Annotated in this window: 15 protein-coding genes; 10 read left to right on the forward strand and 5 right to left on the reverse strand. The window is 54.0% G+C overall.

The features are described from left to right. Window positions 1-244: 244 nt before the first annotated feature. Window positions 245-856 carry a TetR/AcrR family transcriptional regulator gene (locus AC2FI8_RS08165; protein WP_496778355.1) on the reverse strand — a complete coding sequence of 204 codons (612 nt, stop codon included), beginning with the start codon at window positions 854-856 and terminating at the stop codon, window positions 245-247. A gap of 747 nt (window positions 857-1,603) precedes the next feature. Here AC2FI8_RS08165 and AC2FI8_RS08170 point away from each other — a divergent pair. The 7 genes from AC2FI8_RS08170 (at window position 1,604) to AC2FI8_RS08200 (ending at window position 9,302) form a co-directional block, all read left to right on the forward strand. Further along, window positions 1,604-2,668, forward strand: coding sequence for a hypothetical protein (locus tag AC2FI8_RS08170; protein ID WP_496778356.1), 1,065 nt, complete (start codon window positions 1,604-1,606; stop codon window positions 2,666-2,668). A 208-nt stretch (window positions 2,669-2,876) separates the two neighbouring features. Then, window positions 2,877-4,295: an MFS transporter gene (locus tag AC2FI8_RS08175; protein ID WP_496778358.1), complete on the forward strand. Its 1,419-nt coding sequence runs from the start codon at window positions 2,877-2,879 to the stop codon at window positions 4,293-4,295. 170 nt (window positions 4,296-4,465) lie between these two features. Further along, a complete protein-coding gene (locus AC2FI8_RS08180; protein WP_496734766.1) occupies window positions 4,466-4,738 on the forward strand; it encodes a hypothetical protein in 273 nt (90 codons plus the stop codon). 18 nt (window positions 4,739-4,756) lie between these two features. Then, window positions 4,757-5,188: a DUF2141 domain-containing protein gene (locus AC2FI8_RS08185; RefSeq protein WP_496778360.1), complete on the forward strand. Its 432-nt coding sequence runs from the start codon at window positions 4,757-4,759 to the stop codon at window positions 5,186-5,188. A 165-nt stretch (window positions 5,189-5,353) separates the two neighbouring features. Continuing rightward, complete coding sequence (locus AC2FI8_RS08190; RefSeq protein ID WP_496778362.1) at window positions 5,354-7,126, forward strand: DUF1800 family protein; 1,773 nt, start codon at window positions 5,354-5,356, stop codon at window positions 7,124-7,126. A 4-nt stretch (window positions 7,127-7,130) separates the two neighbouring features. Further along, complete coding sequence (locus AC2FI8_RS08195) at window positions 7,131-8,513, forward strand: DUF1501 domain-containing protein (RefSeq protein WP_496778364.1); 1,383 nt, start codon at window positions 7,131-7,133, stop codon at window positions 8,511-8,513. Window positions 8,514-8,765: 252 nt separating this feature from the next. Further along, the gene (locus AC2FI8_RS08200) at window positions 8,766-9,302 is read left to right on the forward strand and encodes a TetR/AcrR family transcriptional regulator (protein ID WP_496734772.1); all 537 of its coding nucleotides are present in this window, start codon (window positions 8,766-8,768) and stop codon (window positions 9,300-9,302) included. A gap of 26 nt (window positions 9,303-9,328) precedes the next feature. On the opposite strand, the gene AC2FI8_RS08205 is transcribed toward AC2FI8_RS08200, so the two are convergent. From AC2FI8_RS08205 to AC2FI8_RS08215, 3 genes are all read right to left on the reverse strand, one after another. Beyond that, on the reverse strand, window positions 9,329-10,390 hold the full coding sequence (locus AC2FI8_RS08205) for a 2Fe-2S iron-sulfur cluster-binding protein (RefSeq protein ID WP_496778366.1): 1,062 nt from the start codon (window positions 10,388-10,390) through the stop codon (window positions 9,329-9,331). Between the two features lie 83 nt (window positions 10,391-10,473). Further along, a complete protein-coding gene (locus tag AC2FI8_RS08210) occupies window positions 10,474-11,349 on the reverse strand; it encodes an ABC transporter six-transmembrane domain-containing protein (RefSeq protein WP_496724809.1) in 876 nt (291 codons plus the stop codon). After that, complete coding sequence (locus AC2FI8_RS08215) at window positions 11,346-12,497, reverse strand: aromatic ring-hydroxylating oxygenase subunit alpha (protein WP_496778368.1); 1,152 nt, start codon at window positions 12,495-12,497, stop codon at window positions 11,346-11,348. The genes AC2FI8_RS08210 and AC2FI8_RS08215 overlap by 4 nt, the downstream gene beginning before the upstream one ends. Before the next feature lie 326 nt (window positions 12,498-12,823). Between AC2FI8_RS08215 and AC2FI8_RS08220 the strand changes: the two genes are divergently transcribed. Both AC2FI8_RS08220 and AC2FI8_RS08225 read left to right on the forward strand, forming a co-directional pair. After that, window positions 12,824-13,888 (forward strand): patatin-like phospholipase family protein, encoded by a 1,065-nt coding sequence (locus AC2FI8_RS08220; protein ID WP_496778370.1) that lies wholly within the window; start codon window positions 12,824-12,826, stop codon window positions 13,886-13,888. 222 nt (window positions 13,889-14,110) lie between these two features. Continuing rightward, window positions 14,111-15,022 (forward strand): LysR family transcriptional regulator, encoded by a 912-nt coding sequence (locus tag AC2FI8_RS08225; protein WP_496778372.1) that lies wholly within the window; start codon window positions 14,111-14,113, stop codon window positions 15,020-15,022. Between the two features lie 28 nt (window positions 15,023-15,050). On the opposite strand, the gene AC2FI8_RS08230 is transcribed toward AC2FI8_RS08225, so the two are convergent. Further along, entirely contained in the window at window positions 15,051-15,629 is a 579-nt protein-coding gene (locus AC2FI8_RS08230) for a TetR/AcrR family transcriptional regulator (protein ID WP_496778374.1), read from the reverse strand. Between the two features lie 193 nt (window positions 15,630-15,822). Between AC2FI8_RS08230 and AC2FI8_RS08235 the strand changes: the two genes are divergently transcribed. Beyond that, complete coding sequence (locus AC2FI8_RS08235) at window positions 15,823-17,010, forward strand: aromatic ring-hydroxylating oxygenase subunit alpha (protein ID WP_496778376.1); 1,188 nt, start codon at window positions 15,823-15,825, stop codon at window positions 17,008-17,010. Window positions 17,011-17,037: the final 27 nt, after the last annotated feature.

A 17,037-nucleotide genomic window follows, 5' to 3' on the forward strand; every position in this document is an offset into this window, starting at 1 on the left:
ACCTAGGCCACGTCATCGGACCAAACTGAAGTAGCAGTAAGCACAGCAAACGCGGTTAGTGCAGCATTTTTAAAGCCAATGCGGCCTCGTTTGCTTAATTTTCTTTCATGACAATATACTCCATGCAAGAGCTCGGTCAGCCCTAGGTAATCGGCGGGAAATCTTGTCTTCAACCCGATCGGAAATAGAACGAAAATACGCCCCGGAAAGCAAATTGCGAGACGGCGGAGTATTGGTCCGTAGCTTACTTTTCACCCGTCAGGTAACCTATAATGCGTTTTAGGTGCCGCGCGATGTCCTCGGCCGTGATTGGCATCCCAGCTATGCTTTGCTGGATGTAATACCGAAAGGCGCCGTCCAGCATCACATAGATTTCAACACCACGCACATCATCGACAGCAAATTTCCTTCCGAGCTCGTCACAAATTGCGACAAACCGGGCCTCGACGTCAGCAACTCGCGGCCTGAGCTGGCTATCGAACATAGCCTGATTGCGGATGTCATACCAAAGCCTGTGCAGATGCGCATAGTTGATGATCGAATGGGCAAACAGCTCGATATAGGCACCGCGCGCCTCGCGTGGGCTGAGTTCTGCATCTAGAATCTCGTTCAGCTGTGACGTGAACCGGTCGACCGACAGATCTACGCAATACAACAGCAACCCCTCTTTTTCGGGAAAATAATACTGTATTTTGCCCAGCGACACACCTGTCGAGGCCGCGATATCCCGCAAGGTGGTGTTGGCGTACCCAGCCCGCGCAATTGTCGCAATCGCGTTCTCGGCAAGTTCGCGTCGCTTCTGTTCTCGGTTCCTGTCGCGCTGTTTGGCCCGATTCTCTGTCAAATTTTGCGTCATCGGCCTTTCCTAGCGCAAATCCCGCAAAAGTGTGAGCGGAACCTTGGTGTTTGTGAGAACTGGATCAAAGCCCTGAAAATACAACGTTCGCCACGAAAGAATATTCCAATTCAAACGTACAATACAAACGTATTGAAAAGATGTCAGCTATGTGCAACAAATAACTGTCATAACCGACAAACAAATAGCCAGCAGGCAAGCAACAGGGGCAAATCCATGACCAATCCAGAGTACATTCGGGTCGTTGGTAGGGTTCGCGCAGAACAGTTGTTCCGAAACGCGGCGCAGACCCAGGAGGAGCGCGCCAATCAAAACTTCTAAGCAACGAGGAGGTGTCAGCCCGGGGCTACTCGCACCGCAATAATCAGACCAAAAACCCGGCCTAAGACTGGGCTGCAAAAAACGACAGGGACTATGAAAATACGCGCAATCGGCTTGTTTGCCGAACCAATTGGTATTGCCTGCTGCAAAACGGCCCGCTTCAGAGGCGCGGCATTGCATTCAGACGGAAGACCACATTCCCGCATCGCATGCAATTGCGACGGCCACACGCTGCGCGCCTCCCTACTGCACCGCAAACAGTTCCACAGGCCAGAAACGCAATCATTTGAAGACACATCACACGATGGTTGCACGACCATGCGCAAACCACGGCGCTTTCAACAGGCCGAAGCGCCCTTGCGCCACGGTCATATCAGATCCCCTCGGCAAAATTAAAGAAACAAAGCCGAGGAAAGGGAGGGAAGAATGAAGAAAATCGCAACTTTGGCATTGGGCGCAGGCTTGATTTCAGGCCCAGCATTTGCTGGCGGAATCGAGGGGTTTCCGTCGGCAAACCGGTTCCTTTTTGAGCAGGGCCGATATGTCGAGATCACCGGAGGATGGGCCGATTCAAAAACCGAAGGCACTGAATTCGGCCAACCGACCGGTGACGTCACACCCAGCATCAGCGGCCTATCCCTGGCTTACAAACAGGACGTAGGCGACAAATGGGCAGTCGCAATCCACGGCTTCAACTCTATCAACTATAAGCTACTGTACCCAACCGGTACGGGTGCTCCGTCTGCTGGCACCAACGTCCGATATCGTGGCACCGAAGTCGCGCTTATGGCGCGGTACAAGTTCAATGAAAATTTCAGTGCCTTTGCTGGGGTGCGCTTTGAAAAGTTGAACGACTTCAGCGGTGCCTTGATCAATCCTTCACTTAGCTACTCGCTGGACTCCGAAGGGGATTTCAATCCTGGCTTCCTCGTGGGTGCTGCGTATGAGATCCCGTCGCTCGCGTTTCGCGCCGACCTGACATACTACTCGGAAATCAAACACGATCTGGACGGCGTCGAACAGTTGCAACCTCTTGCTCCAGCTGACGTGACCACGCAACTATCCACTCCTCAGACGGTCGCCCTGAACGTACAAAGTGCAATCAGCGGTCCTTGGGGCGCCTTCGGGTCGGTCCGTTGGAGGAACTGGGATGACGTCAGCGTGGAGTCTCCAGCCCTCGGCGGTCCGCTTGCGGAATTCGCGGAAAACTCGATCGATTACCAAATTGGCGTCGGATACTTGCTGAACCCGAAGTGGTATTTCTACGGCATTCTATCTCGGTCGCAACCTGAAGGCGGTTTTGTTGGCTTTGACTATGAAGGCGGCGGCAAAGGTATCACGCTTGGTGCCGTGCACTCGATTGGTCAGACCCGAATTCTGGTTGATGTCACATATGGTACGCTTGGCGATGTGAACGAACCTGACGCTGGCCTACAGATCCGGGATGTTTCCGGGACCGCTGTACGTGTGAGCCTGTCGCATAACTTCTGATCAAGCACCCGACCGCCAACGCGGTCGGGATTGACACTCCACTACGCGAATGGCCACGGCTTGTTGCCTGTTGCTTCGGCGGTCATTTGCTTCTCAAACGCGGTCGTTAGGTACCGTTATCTAACACCTTTGACAAAAAACGATCCTTGTGATCTGATTTGAGTGATCGATCACTCACCGTCTTGCTGCAAGTAGATCCGGAGGAAAAATGAATACCAATACTGAAAGCCCGCCGGTCGGCATGCAGCTGTTTTATGGGGTGGGCGGCATAGCCAACGGCATCTTGTCGAACGGGCTGAGCTTTTTCCTGCTTATCTACTACAATCTGGTCATCGGCATTCCGGCAGAGACGGTGGGGTTTGCGCTTTTCATTGCTCTGATGTTCGACGCTGTATCCGATCCTGTTGTCGGTTACTTGTCAGATAACACGCGTTCTCGGGCCGGCAAGCGCCACCCGTTCATCTACACGGCGATCATTCCTGTCGCACTCCTGTTCTGGTTTATTTGGAACCCACCTGCAGCACTGACCTCAGAGACCCAGCTGTTTTGGTTCCTGCTGATCACAACGATCCTTCTGCGGACGGCGATGACGTTGTTTGACGTGCCACACAACGCGATGGTGCCAGAGTTGACCAAGGACTATGGCGGACGAACCATGTTGTCTGGCCTCAAGGTCTCGGTCACCTGGATTGCCGGTCAGATCATGGTCATCGCGATGTATGTGATCTGGTTGGTTCCGACCGACACGATGCCTTACGGCATCCTCAACCAGGCCGGCTATCAGGAAGCTGGCCTTGTCGGTGCAATCCTCATAGCGCTGGCTATCACTGTCACCGCATTGGGCACGCGCAAATGGCAGAATAGAATGCTGGATATTTCGCATGTGGCGACCTACAGCATCTCTGGATTTTTCAGACAGTTTTTCGCAGCGTTCAAGCTGCCTGCACTACTTGCCATCTTTGTCAGCTCGGCCGTTTTCGCGGTGGGCGCCGGGATCGGAGCAGCTTTGTGGACCTACCTGACCTCGTTCTTTTGGGAGCTGAACAATGACCAAATAGCTCTGATCCTGATGGCCAACCTGATCGGCGCTTTGATAGCGGGCGTAACCCTGAAACCTATCGCACGATCCGGCGACAAAAAATCGAGCGCCATATACTTGTCGATCCTCTCGGCAATTGTCGGTGTCGCCCCTTACGTGCTGCGTGAAATCGGGTTCTTCCCTGCAAATGGCACCGAGCTTCTGATCTGGTTGCTGTTTGCTCACGGCATTCTGCAAATCATCCTGATTGTCTGGACCACATCCCTGCTGACGTCGATGACCGCGGACGTCGTTGAATTGGGTATCAGCCAGAACGGTTTCCAGAGCGAAGGGATCATCACATCGGTCATCACATTCGTGCTTAAGGCGGGCACGGCTGGCGGGTTAGCGATCTCCGGAATGTTTCTGGCATATGTTGGCTTTCCGGAAGCGCCAGACCAATCGAACCTGACCCCCGAGGTCTCCCGTGCACTGGGATGGAACTATGCCTGCCTTAGCCTCTTCATATACATGGCCTCGATTGTTGCCCTGATGTTCTACCGGTTGGACAAGGCGCAGTTCGACCAGCTTCAGGCAATCCATGACTAAAGAGTTGGCACGTCGCCCGCGTGGACGGAACTTCAACTGATCTGCAATGGCGGCAAGCCAGAATGTTACACAGCCTCTTCAAAGCCACGCAGTTTTGTGAGGCATAGGTATCCCTTCGTCGTGCCCACTTTGATGCGGGCACAAACCCAGAAAATAGATAGAGAAGTTCAATGCAATACCTCAAATCCCACCCTTTTTCCTGGATCATCTTCTTATGCTTGCTGTTGGCAACATGGTTTCAGATCTACGCAATCTGGGGGCTGCTGTTCATGTGGTGGGCTGCCTCATCCTTTATGACAGGCCAGGCCTTTTTGATTGAGACAATCGACAGCCAGGAAAACCCGCCGCTTTTCTACGCCATCACGATCATGTGGTTCGCCTTCGGGCTGCTTTACGTCGTGCAGGATCTCGCATGGCGTCTGTTTGGAATTTACATCGGTTAACTGTTCAGGAGAAACTCAATGACCAAAACTGCATTCATCGCTGGCCTTATGGCTCTTGCAGCATCTCAGGCGGCGGCTGGGGATATACAGATCGATATCTCAGGAGTCGATGCTGGACGCGGAGGCGTTATTCACATCCTGGCCTTTGACGATAAGACCGCGTTCGACCAAAGCCAGATGGCGAAAATCGTGGGCTACGCGAAGATCCCCGCCTCAGGTAGCACAGTTTCCGGAACGCTCGAGAACCAGAAACCCGGACAGCTTGCGATCATGATACACCACGACCAGAACGACAACGGCCAGTTCGAGATGAAAGGGCCGATCCTGCAAGAAGGTTGGGCATATTCCAAGGGCGCGGGCGTCAGATCGTTGCCGGCGTTCGAAGACGCGGCGATTGAATACGATGGCAATACCTCATCGCTTGGTTTGAAAATGAATTACGCAAACTAAAGCTACCTTGCAAATTTGACCCCAACTGCCCCGGAAACGGGGCATTTTTTTGCGGATATCGAATTCTTCGGGTTGAAACGGCGGGGCTAAGTTTTATTTTGTCTCACATGACAGTTTATGCCAATCCCAGTTGCTGTCGTCAGATCTAAAGGACCGCCATCCACCATGAAGTCATCCTTGGAAGACACCAGTCGATTCTTGATGCAGGCCACGCTTGGGGCCGATCAGAGGTTACTGCATCAAGTTAGCAAGACCGGCCCGGAACGCTGGTTGGATGATCAGCTGAACGCCTCGATCGGTAACAAAGGGCCGTTCGAAAAATCCACTCGCAAGATTTGGAAGAGCTTCCGAAAGCGCCTAAAGCGCGCGCATGGCGAATGGGCGATCAACGGCGACGGCAACAACCCCGCCCTGCCCTATAAATGGTATTTCCACATGGCCTGGTGGAACCACACCCTATCGCAACGCGACGACCTGCTGCGCCAGCGTGTTGCGCAGGCACTGTCCGAGATCCTGGTCATCTCGGACGCGTCATCGCTGGAGCTGGATGCCATCGGGATGGCGAATTACTATGACCTGCTCTATAAGCACGCGTTCGGCAGTTATTCAGACCTTCTGTACGATGTGTCGATGCACCCGATGATGGGTATCTACCTGTCGCATATGACCAATCAAAAGGCGAACGAGGCCAAGAACATCCATCCGGATGAAAACTATGCGCGTGAGATCATGCAGCTGTTTTCGATTGGCTTGTTCGAGCTGAACCCCGATGGCACGGAAAAACTGGATGCCAGTGGGGATCCGATCCCGACCTATGACAATCGCGACATCAAGGAACTGGCTCGGGTCTTCACCGGCTTGCTGCCCGCAGCCTATGAATACGAGTGGAACACGTCGTTCTGGGAAGACAGCTATAATGGTTATCCAGTTCAGTTCGATGATGGGGTCGAAAAGGCCTATAAGACAGTGCCCTTCATTGACGCGACCAAACCGATGATCGTGGAAGAAGCCTTTCACGACCGCGGCGCAAAATCCCTGCTGAACGGTCGTCTGACCTTGCCCGGCGATCAGTCCGGCCCGAAAGAAATTCGTTCGACCATCGACCAACTGGTTGCCCACCCTACGACCGCGCCGTTTATCGCAACCCATCTGATCAACCGGCTGGTCACATCCAATCCCTCGCCCGCCTATGTCGAAGCGGTGTCGCAGGCATTTGGCTCAAACGGAGATCTGAAAAGCGCGGTGCGCACAATCCTGACCTACCCATTGACCAATAAGGTTGCCGCTAAACGTCTTCCTTCGGCATACAAATCCCCGACAAAAGTAGTTCAGTCCCAAAAGCTGAAATCGCCCCTGCATCGCGTCACGCAGGTTCTGCTTGCGTTTGGAACACATAACCAGACCGGCAAGCTGTGGCTGCTGGGTGATGACATTCAAGAGGCGCTGCAGATGCATCCACTGTCCGCGCCCACTGTGTTCAATTTCTACAAACCCGATTTCACCCCGCATGGCGCATTGCAGAAGATGGGCCTTCGCGCGCCCGAGTTCGAGCTGCACACGGCCGCGACCTCGGTCGCTTATGTCAACAACATCTACTATTGGTTCTTTGGCGGCTACTTGCCGCTGGTCTCGACTCAGATCGGCACGGGCCCTGAACAGATGATGGTGATGGAATTTGACCCCGATACACTAAGGGCCAATTCCAAGAACGCGCTGCGCTTCGACCTGAGCGAAGAGATCAAAATCGCACAGAACCGAGGCCGTCATGATGAGCTGATAGATCGGATTTCGGTCCTATTGACCGGTCGGACTGATGCCGAAGTGCGCAAACGGATCAAGCAGGCCTATGTGCAGTATGCGGACAATCCCGAATGGGTGGTGCAGACCATCGCCTTCATGATTGCCGTTTCCCCAGAATTCACCGTGCAGGAGGCCTGAGCCCATGCTGATCAAATCCTTTACGCGCCGGCAGTTTTTGGCCTCGACCGGTGTTGCCGCAACTGGCGCAATGATGGGTGCCACCCTGCCCGGTTTGGCGCAAGCTGGGACGGGAATGATCAAGCCCGCCCGCAGGGCGCTTGTTTTTGTTATGTTGGATGGTGGCAATGACAGCTTCAACATGCTGGTACCAAATGACAAAATCGCGCACGGCCAATACTCGGAAACGCGGGCAAATCTTGCCCTTTCGCGAGGTGAGCTGCTGGACTTGGATACGCCCAAAGATCGGCTGGGCCGCAGCTTTGGCCTGCACCCGTCGATGCCCGAAATGGCCGAGCTGTTCGATCAAAGGCGCCTCTCTTTTGTCGCCAATGTTGGGCCCTTGGTCGAACAGGTCCGGAAAGAGCAGTTCTATGACGGCTCGGCCGCACTCCCCTTGGGACTGCTGAGCCACGCGGACCAGTTCAAACACTGGCAAACCTCGCGCCCGGATCTGCGTGTGAACGACGGATGGTTCGGGTTCTTTGCTGATGACCTACAGCCCTCAAAATCGGTGCACGAGATCGGAATGAACATCTCTTTGGCCGGAAACAACATTGCGCAGACCGGCACGATCGACTTGCCATATTCAATCACAGACAAGGGCAGCGTCGGTCTATACGTGAAAGAAGAGAAAAGTCCCCTCAACGACCTGCTTTTGGACTGTTTCAACCGAATGATGAATGCCGATCAAAACGGCGATCCCTTCCGCGAGACATATCTGAACCTGACCCGCGACGCGCAGTCCAAACACGAGACGTTTAAATCCGCAACCCGTGGGATCAAGATACCCCGCTCCTTCCCGTCTTCGGACCTCGCGCAACAATTGCGCATGGTCGCCAAGACGATTGCCGCCTCGGACCGGCTGGGTCACGAGCAGCAAACGTTCTTTGTACGCTATATTGGCTGGGACCATCATGATGAACTGTTGGCGAACCATGCCCGTATGCTGCGCGTATTGTCCGAAGCGTTGGGAGCGTTTCAGGCAACGCTTGACGATATGGGCTTGGCGGATCGTGTTGTGACGTTCACGGGATCAGATTTCGGCCGGACGCTGACGTCGAATGGCAACGGTACGGATCATGGTTGGGGGGGCAATACCCTGGTTATGGGCAATGCTGTCAAAGGTGGGCAGATTCTGGGGGATTACCCCGAACTTGGCCTGGCCAGCGAAAACGCGCTTGATGTGGGCGACGGCGTTTTGATCCCAACGACCTCGACCGATCAACTTTATGCTGACCTGTCTCTTTGGTTTGGTGTGCAACCGTCGGCATTGAACACTCTGTTCCCAAATCTTAATAGATTTGCGGATGTGGCAGGCGGAGAAAGGCTTGGGCTTTTCACCTAGACCCACCGCCCCAAAACACTTCGCCCTACCGGGACGCTTGAACATCGCTTGCGTTAGGTTGCCTGCTGGAACGGCGGGCGATAGCTCAGAAAACGTTGAAGAGCGGTAGATATTTTGGAATTAAATTGACTGTCAGTCTTGACAATCAATCTCAACTAAGATATCTCTAAAATTCCGTTCCTACGTAAGGGTCATCGCATGGGTCGCCCCTCTGTACAAGATCAACGAAAAAAAGAAGTCCTCGATGCATTTATGTCGTGCGTCGTTCGCTACGGCGTCGAAGGGGCCACACTTGAACATATTGCGGCACAAGCCGGGCTGAAGCGCCCACTGATCCGCCATCATCTTGGCAACCGCAAAGCAATGGTTCTGGCGCTAGGTGAGCATGTCGTCGAAACGTTCAGCAAACAGACCGAAACATTGCGCGTTGCGCTGGCCGAGAATCCCGATGTCCGCAATCTGATCGAGGCCCTGTTCAACTCTGACGGTGAGATGGATCCGCGGATCAACATTTGTTATCAGGCGCTCGTAAACTCGATTGAGATTTATCCAGAACTTCGCAAACCGTTGCTGGAATCGATGGAGGCCTTTTACAAGGTCGCGATAGATATCGTTCTTGCCTCACACCCAAAAGCCGACAAACAAGCCTGCGAGATCGTCGCACACGGAATCATAAACCTGTTTATCACCACGGATGCTTTCATTCCGCTTAAACCTCCGAAAACATGGGGTTATTCGTCCTATTTCGCTGCGCTGAAATTGGCTGAAACATTGGAAGAAAAAACCTGACAGCGACGGCCCGGCCAACGGCCGGGTCAATCGTAACTAACCGCAATCTTGTCTGTCGTGGCAACCGCCTGGCAAGACAGCACGGCACCTTTCGCGATCTCATTATCATCCAAAGCGGTTCGTGCCCGCATATGAACCGAACCCTTTTTCACCTTACACCGGCACGCCCCACAGACCCCAGACTGGCAGGAATATGGCGGCTTCAACCCAGCCTGTTGGGCAGCCTGTAATATCGTCTGACCAGATGCCATCTGAACCGATTGTCGCTGACCGTTCAGCGTTATGTCCACGATGGCATCAACGCCCTTGATACTGTCATCGGTTTCTTGCGCACCGCCGTAGCTTTCCATGTGAATCCGATTGGCAGGCACATCCAAAGACATAAGCGCGTCTTTAACCGCTTTGTTCATCCCGCCGGGACCACAGATGTAGTACTGGGCATTCTGGGCATAAGGCGGATTTTCCGTGATCAGCGCCTCGATCGCATCCTTGTCGATGACACCCCTACGCCAATAGGCGAAACTGGACCACATTGAGGGTTTGGACAGAAGGTGATGCACCGTCAGGCGTTCCGGAAACGTCTGCTGGTATTCGGCAAACTCGTCTTTGAACAGGATACTGTCCGCGTTCGCATTGCCATAGGCCAGATGTGCAACCGACCACGGTTCGGCCAATAGCACAGACTTAAGCATGGAATACAATGGGGTGATACCGCTGCCCGCCCCAAAGAAGTAGTGTGTGCGCCGTTCCTCCGGGTCTGTATCCAGACAAAAACTACCAAATGGCGGCATGACGTCGATCACATCACCCTTTTGAACCGTATCGTTGATATGGTTGCTGACGAGCCCCTTTTTCACCCGTTTGACGGTGATACGCAGCGGATCGCCTGAAACGGGCGAAGACGAGATCGAATAGCTTCTACGCACGTCTTCACCCTTGATCCAAAAGCGAAGGGTCAGGTGCTGACCGGCACGCCAGGCAAAGTCTTTGGCCAGATGTGGCGGCACGTCAAACATGACGGATTTGGCCTGCCCGCCGATCTCACTACGCGTTTCAAGCACCTCAAGCGGGTGAAAAACTCTGGTCATTTGAGCCTCCGAAATTCGTGCCGTGCGAAAGGGCAGGATGTGTGATGATACCCGATATGGGACGGGTGTTTGAATTAAACGTATTAGGCATTGGCACCCTGTTTCGATGCCGGTGCGTTGATCCGCTCGGTGATCTCGGACAAGCGCGCGAGGCTTTGCAGGACCATCGGTAAAATCACGACCGATTGCACAAACTCGAACGAATAGGTAACAACCGAGAAGATCTGCCCTGCCGTCGCCCCGCTTTGCGTCGCCGCAAACCACAGGTTGAAGGCCAGCATGCTGAGCAAGACAGCAAAAATCGCAGCATAGACAAGTGCCTCGGAATCCGACAACCGAACCTCATGCGTGCGCAATCGGAACAAGTGCTGGCCGATCTTTTTCAGATCCATGCTTTGCAACGCAGTCACCTGTCTTTCTGACTGGTGGTTCAACAGCCCATTCAGGCGGAAGAAGCGACGCGAAAACAGGGTAAAGATGATCAGGATAATCACAGCAGCGGCCCCTGCGGCGGTGGCAAGTGCCCCGTGAAAGGACATCAGAATACCAACCGAGACCAGAACCTGCACGACTGCACCCATCGATTCAGGGGCCTCATTCTCCAGAAAATCAACCAACTCGCGGGCCATCAGTACCCGCGCATTTAGCACCGAGACCTCGCGCCCCGCATCCCGTTTGGCCTGCGCCTTACCCAATTCGACGCGGATCGTGCCATAGGCCCGCGTGTCGTAAACACGCCGCAACGTCGACACAACCAGCAGCGCTGCCATCGCAACACCGAAATGGATGAACGACGTGTAGTCCCCATTCGACAGGCCGTCGATCGAATAGCCGATCAACAGGGGAAGGAAGATAAACAACCCCGTTTCAACCAGGGTCAGACCCCAGGTCGTTACGATTTTTGTGCGGAAGACCCGCAGCAAGGTCGCAATCGACAACCGGTCGTCGGGGTTGATCATTCTTCTTGCAACCAATCGCGAACGACCCTTTGGTGTTGAACCACGGGGCTTTCCCCAACGGCGGCTGGACCAACTTCGAAATAAGGCGAGGTCAAGGATTTCTGTTGCTGTTCACAGGCATAGATGTCCTCTTGCGTGAAATCGCCCGAGGCCATCGGATCGTTTTCATCATACGCATCATCACCTTCATATTTGCCTTTGATGCCAAAATTGTTCCAGAAGGACGCCGACCGGGTAGCCTGTTTCGAAAACTCCCAGCCCGATGCATTGGCAACACGCGTCCGGTTCAGAATCCGCGTCCTGTCCGGAGCAAGCGGGGTAATGATAAAGACGTTCCATACGTCCTCTGACGCGCCAATTCCGACCCCTGGAAACAGCATCGGCACCCATGCACCATTCTGATCTTCGGGAACGACCCGCGGCATCTGAAGCTTTTTGTTCTGATCTTTGGCGAACTCTTCGACCGGCGGCTCCCAAAAGATGTAGTGCGGCCCGTACCAACCATATTGCGCATTGGCGTGGTCATACATTTGTAGGGTGTTCGAATGAAGGTGGCTCAGATGGTAGACGTCGATGTAATTCTCGACAACGATCTTCCAATTGGCCTTGATTTCATAGGTGTTCGAGGTGTCCTCGTGTTCCACCAGCTCTTCTGGCACATGTGGTCCGACCTTATCGTCCACGTCGCCAAACCATTTCATGATCGACCCTGCGTTCGGGTCGGGATGCACAAACAACATACCTTTCCAGATATCGACCGAAGCAGGTTTCAGGCCAAGGCAGGATTTGTCGACGGACTTATATTCGCGATGCTCATCCGGGACTGAGATCAGGTTGCCCTCAAGATCATAGGTCCAGTCGTGATAGGGGCAGGTCAGCGCTTTTTGGGTCTTTCCCAGGGCGCGGATCAATTGGGTGCCCCGATGTCTGCAGATATTGTGGAAGGCCCGCAGCCTGCGATCCCTCCCCATGACGATGAACAAGTTGTTCAATCCCGCCTGAACCGAAAGATAATGGCCTGGCTCGGGCAAATCTTCCATAAAGCCAGCAAAACGCCATGTTTTTGAGAATATCTCTCGCTGTTCACGGTCGAACCACTCCTGCGATGTGTACGCTTCTGCAGGTAACTCATGGTACATTTGTGGCATGCTGTCCCCTCCCAGGGCCGTCGTCTTCACGGTTGGCAAGCTAAACGTTTTGACCTCAGCAACAGTGATTAACACATGCCCGATCTTACGGTGCTTTGAAACGAGATAGGCAAACAGCAAACAACTGTCAATGGTGACAATTTAAAGAATGAAATCAGCCGAAACATGTAAGCAATTTTTTGCGATGTCCGCCGTTTCGATCGGTGTCATCTCGCACATTACCTAACGATACAATCGGATTAAGGCGCCTGCAGAGATTTGGCACTCAACAAAATATGCTTAGCACTATACAGAGCGGCACCACTTTCAAGACGGACAATTCACCGATGCCCTCATTCAAGATTTGTGTCAATTTCGCCCTCGCGCTGATGCTAACCGCCTGTGCCAGTAGCTATGATCGGACAGCACTTACGCCGACGCCCGAGAATTACGAGACCTTTCTACCGGTTGGAATAACCCCGGACAGCCGGTATTTCGAGGATGATAGTCGCGACCGTCTGGCAACTCTCAATGCGGAAATGCGCAAGACGCTAGCACAGGTTCCAAGGGGACAAGGCCTTAACATTCTTGCGCTGTCAGGCGGCGGCCAGCACGGCGCTTTTGGGGCCGGCGTTCTAAATGGTTGGACCGACAAGGGCACACGCCCTTCCTTTGATGTGGTCACCGGAATCTCCACCGGCGCGCTAATTGCGCCCTTTGCATTCCTCGGCCCGGATTATGACAGCCGCCTGAAGCGGTTCTACACCGAAACCGCGACCCGGGATGTCGTGCGATTAGACGTTTCGGGTGCCGTCTTTGGGCGCGGTTTTCTGACCAAAGCAACGCCACTGAAAGCGGCAATCAAGCAAGAACTGACCGACGATCTGATCTGCGAGATCGCGGAGCAGCACAGATTGGGCCGCCAGCTTTTGATCGGCACCACCAACATCGACGCGGAACGTCCGGTGCTGTGGAACATCGGGGCGATCGCCCAAACCGACACGCCGGGCGCGCGGGATCTCATCCGGGACGTAATTCTGGCCTCGGTCTCGACACCTGTCGTGTTTCAACCCGTTACAATCAAGGTGACCAATGGCGAAGTACAACGCGAAGAACTGCATGTGGATGGCGGACTGACCCGCGAGATTTTTGCCTACCCATATGACTTGCAGATGCGTCAGCTGCTGCGGGACGCAGGGCTGAGCAATCAAAAAAACCGCATTTGGCTGATCCACAATAAAACGCTGGAACCGAGTTTCGATCCGTTGCCCGGAAATGCAACCGCTGTGGCTAACCGCGCGTTCGAAATGCTGATCCGTTCGCAAAGCCTTGGCAATATCGAAAGCATCCTGACCCTCGCGAACCGGGACGGGTTTCAAGCCAACATCACCTATATTCCCAAGGAATTTTAAAGAAAACCGCAGGAACCCTTCGACCCCGAATACATGACCGACCTGTTTGCGATCGGTTATTGGGCCGGACAGCATAAGGAAGGGTGGATCTATGATGCGCAGGAGTGGCAGTGACGAGGATTTTAGGCCCGAACACCTACTGAAGCAGACATTCAACAAGATGTTTGAACAAATCGCAAATAACTGCAAGATAACAGGGTAACTCATGAGCAGACCGCATAGATGGTAGCGCCACGCCGCCTTTTCCCCTCAATCTCATCACTCCGCGCCCTTGAAGCGCTGGATCGCTTAGGCTCGGCTTCTGCGGTCGCTGATGAGCTTGCCCTGACCCAAAGTGCCGTCAGCCGTCAATTGCAAACATTGGAAGCCCAGCTAGGTGTCGATCTGATCCGTCGGGATCGCAAACGCCTGCTGCTGACCCCGGTTGCGCAGGAATATGTAGCTGAAGTCCGGCAAGGTCTGAACCAGATCGCTCAGGCCTCGTTAAAGCTGCACGTGGCTCCTGTTGGTGGCACCTTGAACCTTGCGATCTTGCCGACGTTCGGAATGCGGTGGCTGGTGCCCAGATTACCGGAATTTGCCCGCATGCACCCGGAAATAACCATCAACATGTCGACACGTCTGCGTCCGTTCAGTTTTACCTCTGAACCCTTCGACGCGGCGCTGCATTTTGGTGAACCCGATTGGCCCGGCACGGATCGGCTGTTGCTGCGTATGGAAAGTGTATTGCCGGTTTGCGCGCCATCCTTGCTGCCCAAAGGCGCGCCGTCATCACCGCGAGATCTGCTGAAACTACCATTGCTGCACATCCAGACCCGGCCCCATGCCTGGCAAGAATGGTTCAGCCATATGGGGACAAGCCATCCCGACGCGTTGCCCGGAACGATTTACGATCAATACACAACGATCAATCAGGCGGCGGTTCACGGTCTCGGCGTTGCGTTACTGCCAAATTATTTGATCGAACCGGACCTCGCGACAGGCAAACTGATCGCAGCCTTTCCGGACGCGGTCGAGATGATGGGCGCCTACTATCTTGTTTGGCCGAAAACCAAGTCGGACGACCCGTCGCTGCGCAGCTTTCGTCATTGGCTGTCCACGCAGGCCCAAACCGAAGAGGGCCTGCCGCGCTGACGTCGTCGGATGCGACCCGACTTGGCAATTACAAAGTTTCCGTCAGCAATGAAGCCGCCCGCTTCAATTCAGTACGCCAATTTGACGGCGCATCAAGTGCGGCCAGTGAATCGAGGGACAGGAAGATCGTTGAAATGCCCTGCGCCACGGCCCTGACCCGTTCTGGTGTAGCGTCGGGCGACACGCGACCAAGGAACTTCTCAAGAACCGCCACAAAACGTGCCAGGACTTCCAGCAACGGCTCGGCAAGTTCGGGATGATCCCCGACTGATGCGGATAACCCCTGCCACGCAGCAGCAAGCCGCGGGTCGATCTCTTCATCTTCGGCAAAAAGGATTTCCAAGAGCTGATCGCCTGTTTCTATCTGTGTAAGATGACAGTCCAGCTCCAATGTCAGCTCGTTGAACGCGTCTGCGACATGCTGATTCAGCGCAGCGATCATCTGGTCACGATTGCCAAGGTAGTGCCGTAGCAATGGTCGCTTCACACCAGCCTCGGTCGCGACACGCTCTTGGGTGGCACCATCAAGCCCGTACCGGGCCACGCAGGTCATATAGGCATCAAGGATTTCTTCTGACCGTTGCGGTTTTAAGCTCGGGCGCGGCATGGCGTTTCCAATCCCTTCATCAGGCTCAGGACAAGAGCCTATGAAATCTTGATTAACCGCAATTTTTGCGGCCAATTTCTTCCAATTTTTCCACTTTAGTGAACGATCACTTTGCATTGACATATGGCGCCTCTACGGTTATCTGTCAACAATGACAATAATGAAAACTTAGCAGCCATTTGTGAGATCATTCATGCAACAGCCGAACCAAATGCCAGAGGTCGCCACCCAGGAATTGCCTCCCGAAGCCTACACATCGGATGAATGGTTGGCGCAGGAAAACAAGAAACTGTTTTCGCGCAGCTGGGTGTTTGCTGGCGTCGAGTCAAAGGTTGCCAATGCGGGCGATTACATGACGGCCAAGGCAGGGCACTTTACCCTGGTCGTAATCCGCGGAAACGACGGCGAACTGCGGGCGTTCCACAACATTTGTCGCCATCGCGGAACCGAATTGCTGGACCGCGGCTGCGGAAATGCGGGCAAAACGATCGTGTGCCCCTATCACTCGTGGACTTTTGGCCTGGATGGCGCGCTGCGTGGCATCCCTGACCAGAAGGCCTGTTTCCCGGACATCAACAAGAAGGAAAACGGCCTGCACAGAGCTTCGGTCGCGGTGTTCAAGGGCATTGTCTTTGCCAATCCCGAACCCGATCAGGACCTGTCCGATTGGCTCAGCGGATTGGAAGATGTCGTCTGGCCGCACGACATCACCAGCCCTGAACTGATATCTTACGGTGAACCTGTAACCTATGAAATGCAGTGCAACTGGAAAGTGTTCTTCGAGAATGCGATCGACGGATACCATCTGGCCTATCTGCACAAGAACACCCTTGGCGGCCCAACTCAGGACAAGAACATCTGGGACCCTTATGGTGACAATCAGGTTTGGTACTCGACCGAGAATGAAACCGTGCGTTCGCGTGTTCCGAATTTCGTGTCTACGCGCATGGACAAATGGAACGCGAAGAAAATCCCGCATGCTGAGAAAGAAGGCTATGGCGGCGTCTACATGTTGTTCCCGACGACCCTGATCGTGGCAAGCCCCTGGTCTTTTTCGATATCTGTGATGGAACCTGTAAGCGCCGGTGTGACACGGTTGCATGCTTATGTCTGGGCCGCAAAATCATGGATGTCGAGCCGCGGATCCGTCAAGGATATCCCAGGCTATGACAAAGTATCCGGCATGATCAAAAGCTCGCACTGGAAAGTGCATCCGCTGGAAACGCAAGACTTCCAGACTGAAGATGTATATGTCGTCGAGAAAATGCAGCGTGCGATGATGTCGCCCAAATACACGGTCGGCAAAATGGCCTCTGGTCCTGGGGCGGAATCTCCGCTGACCTACTTTCAGAGATCGGTTCTGCGGCACATAGAGGCGTAGGTACACGCGGCAAGCGATAGAGATTTC

This window comes from Ruegeria sp. CDSB029 (assembly GCF_059611125.1).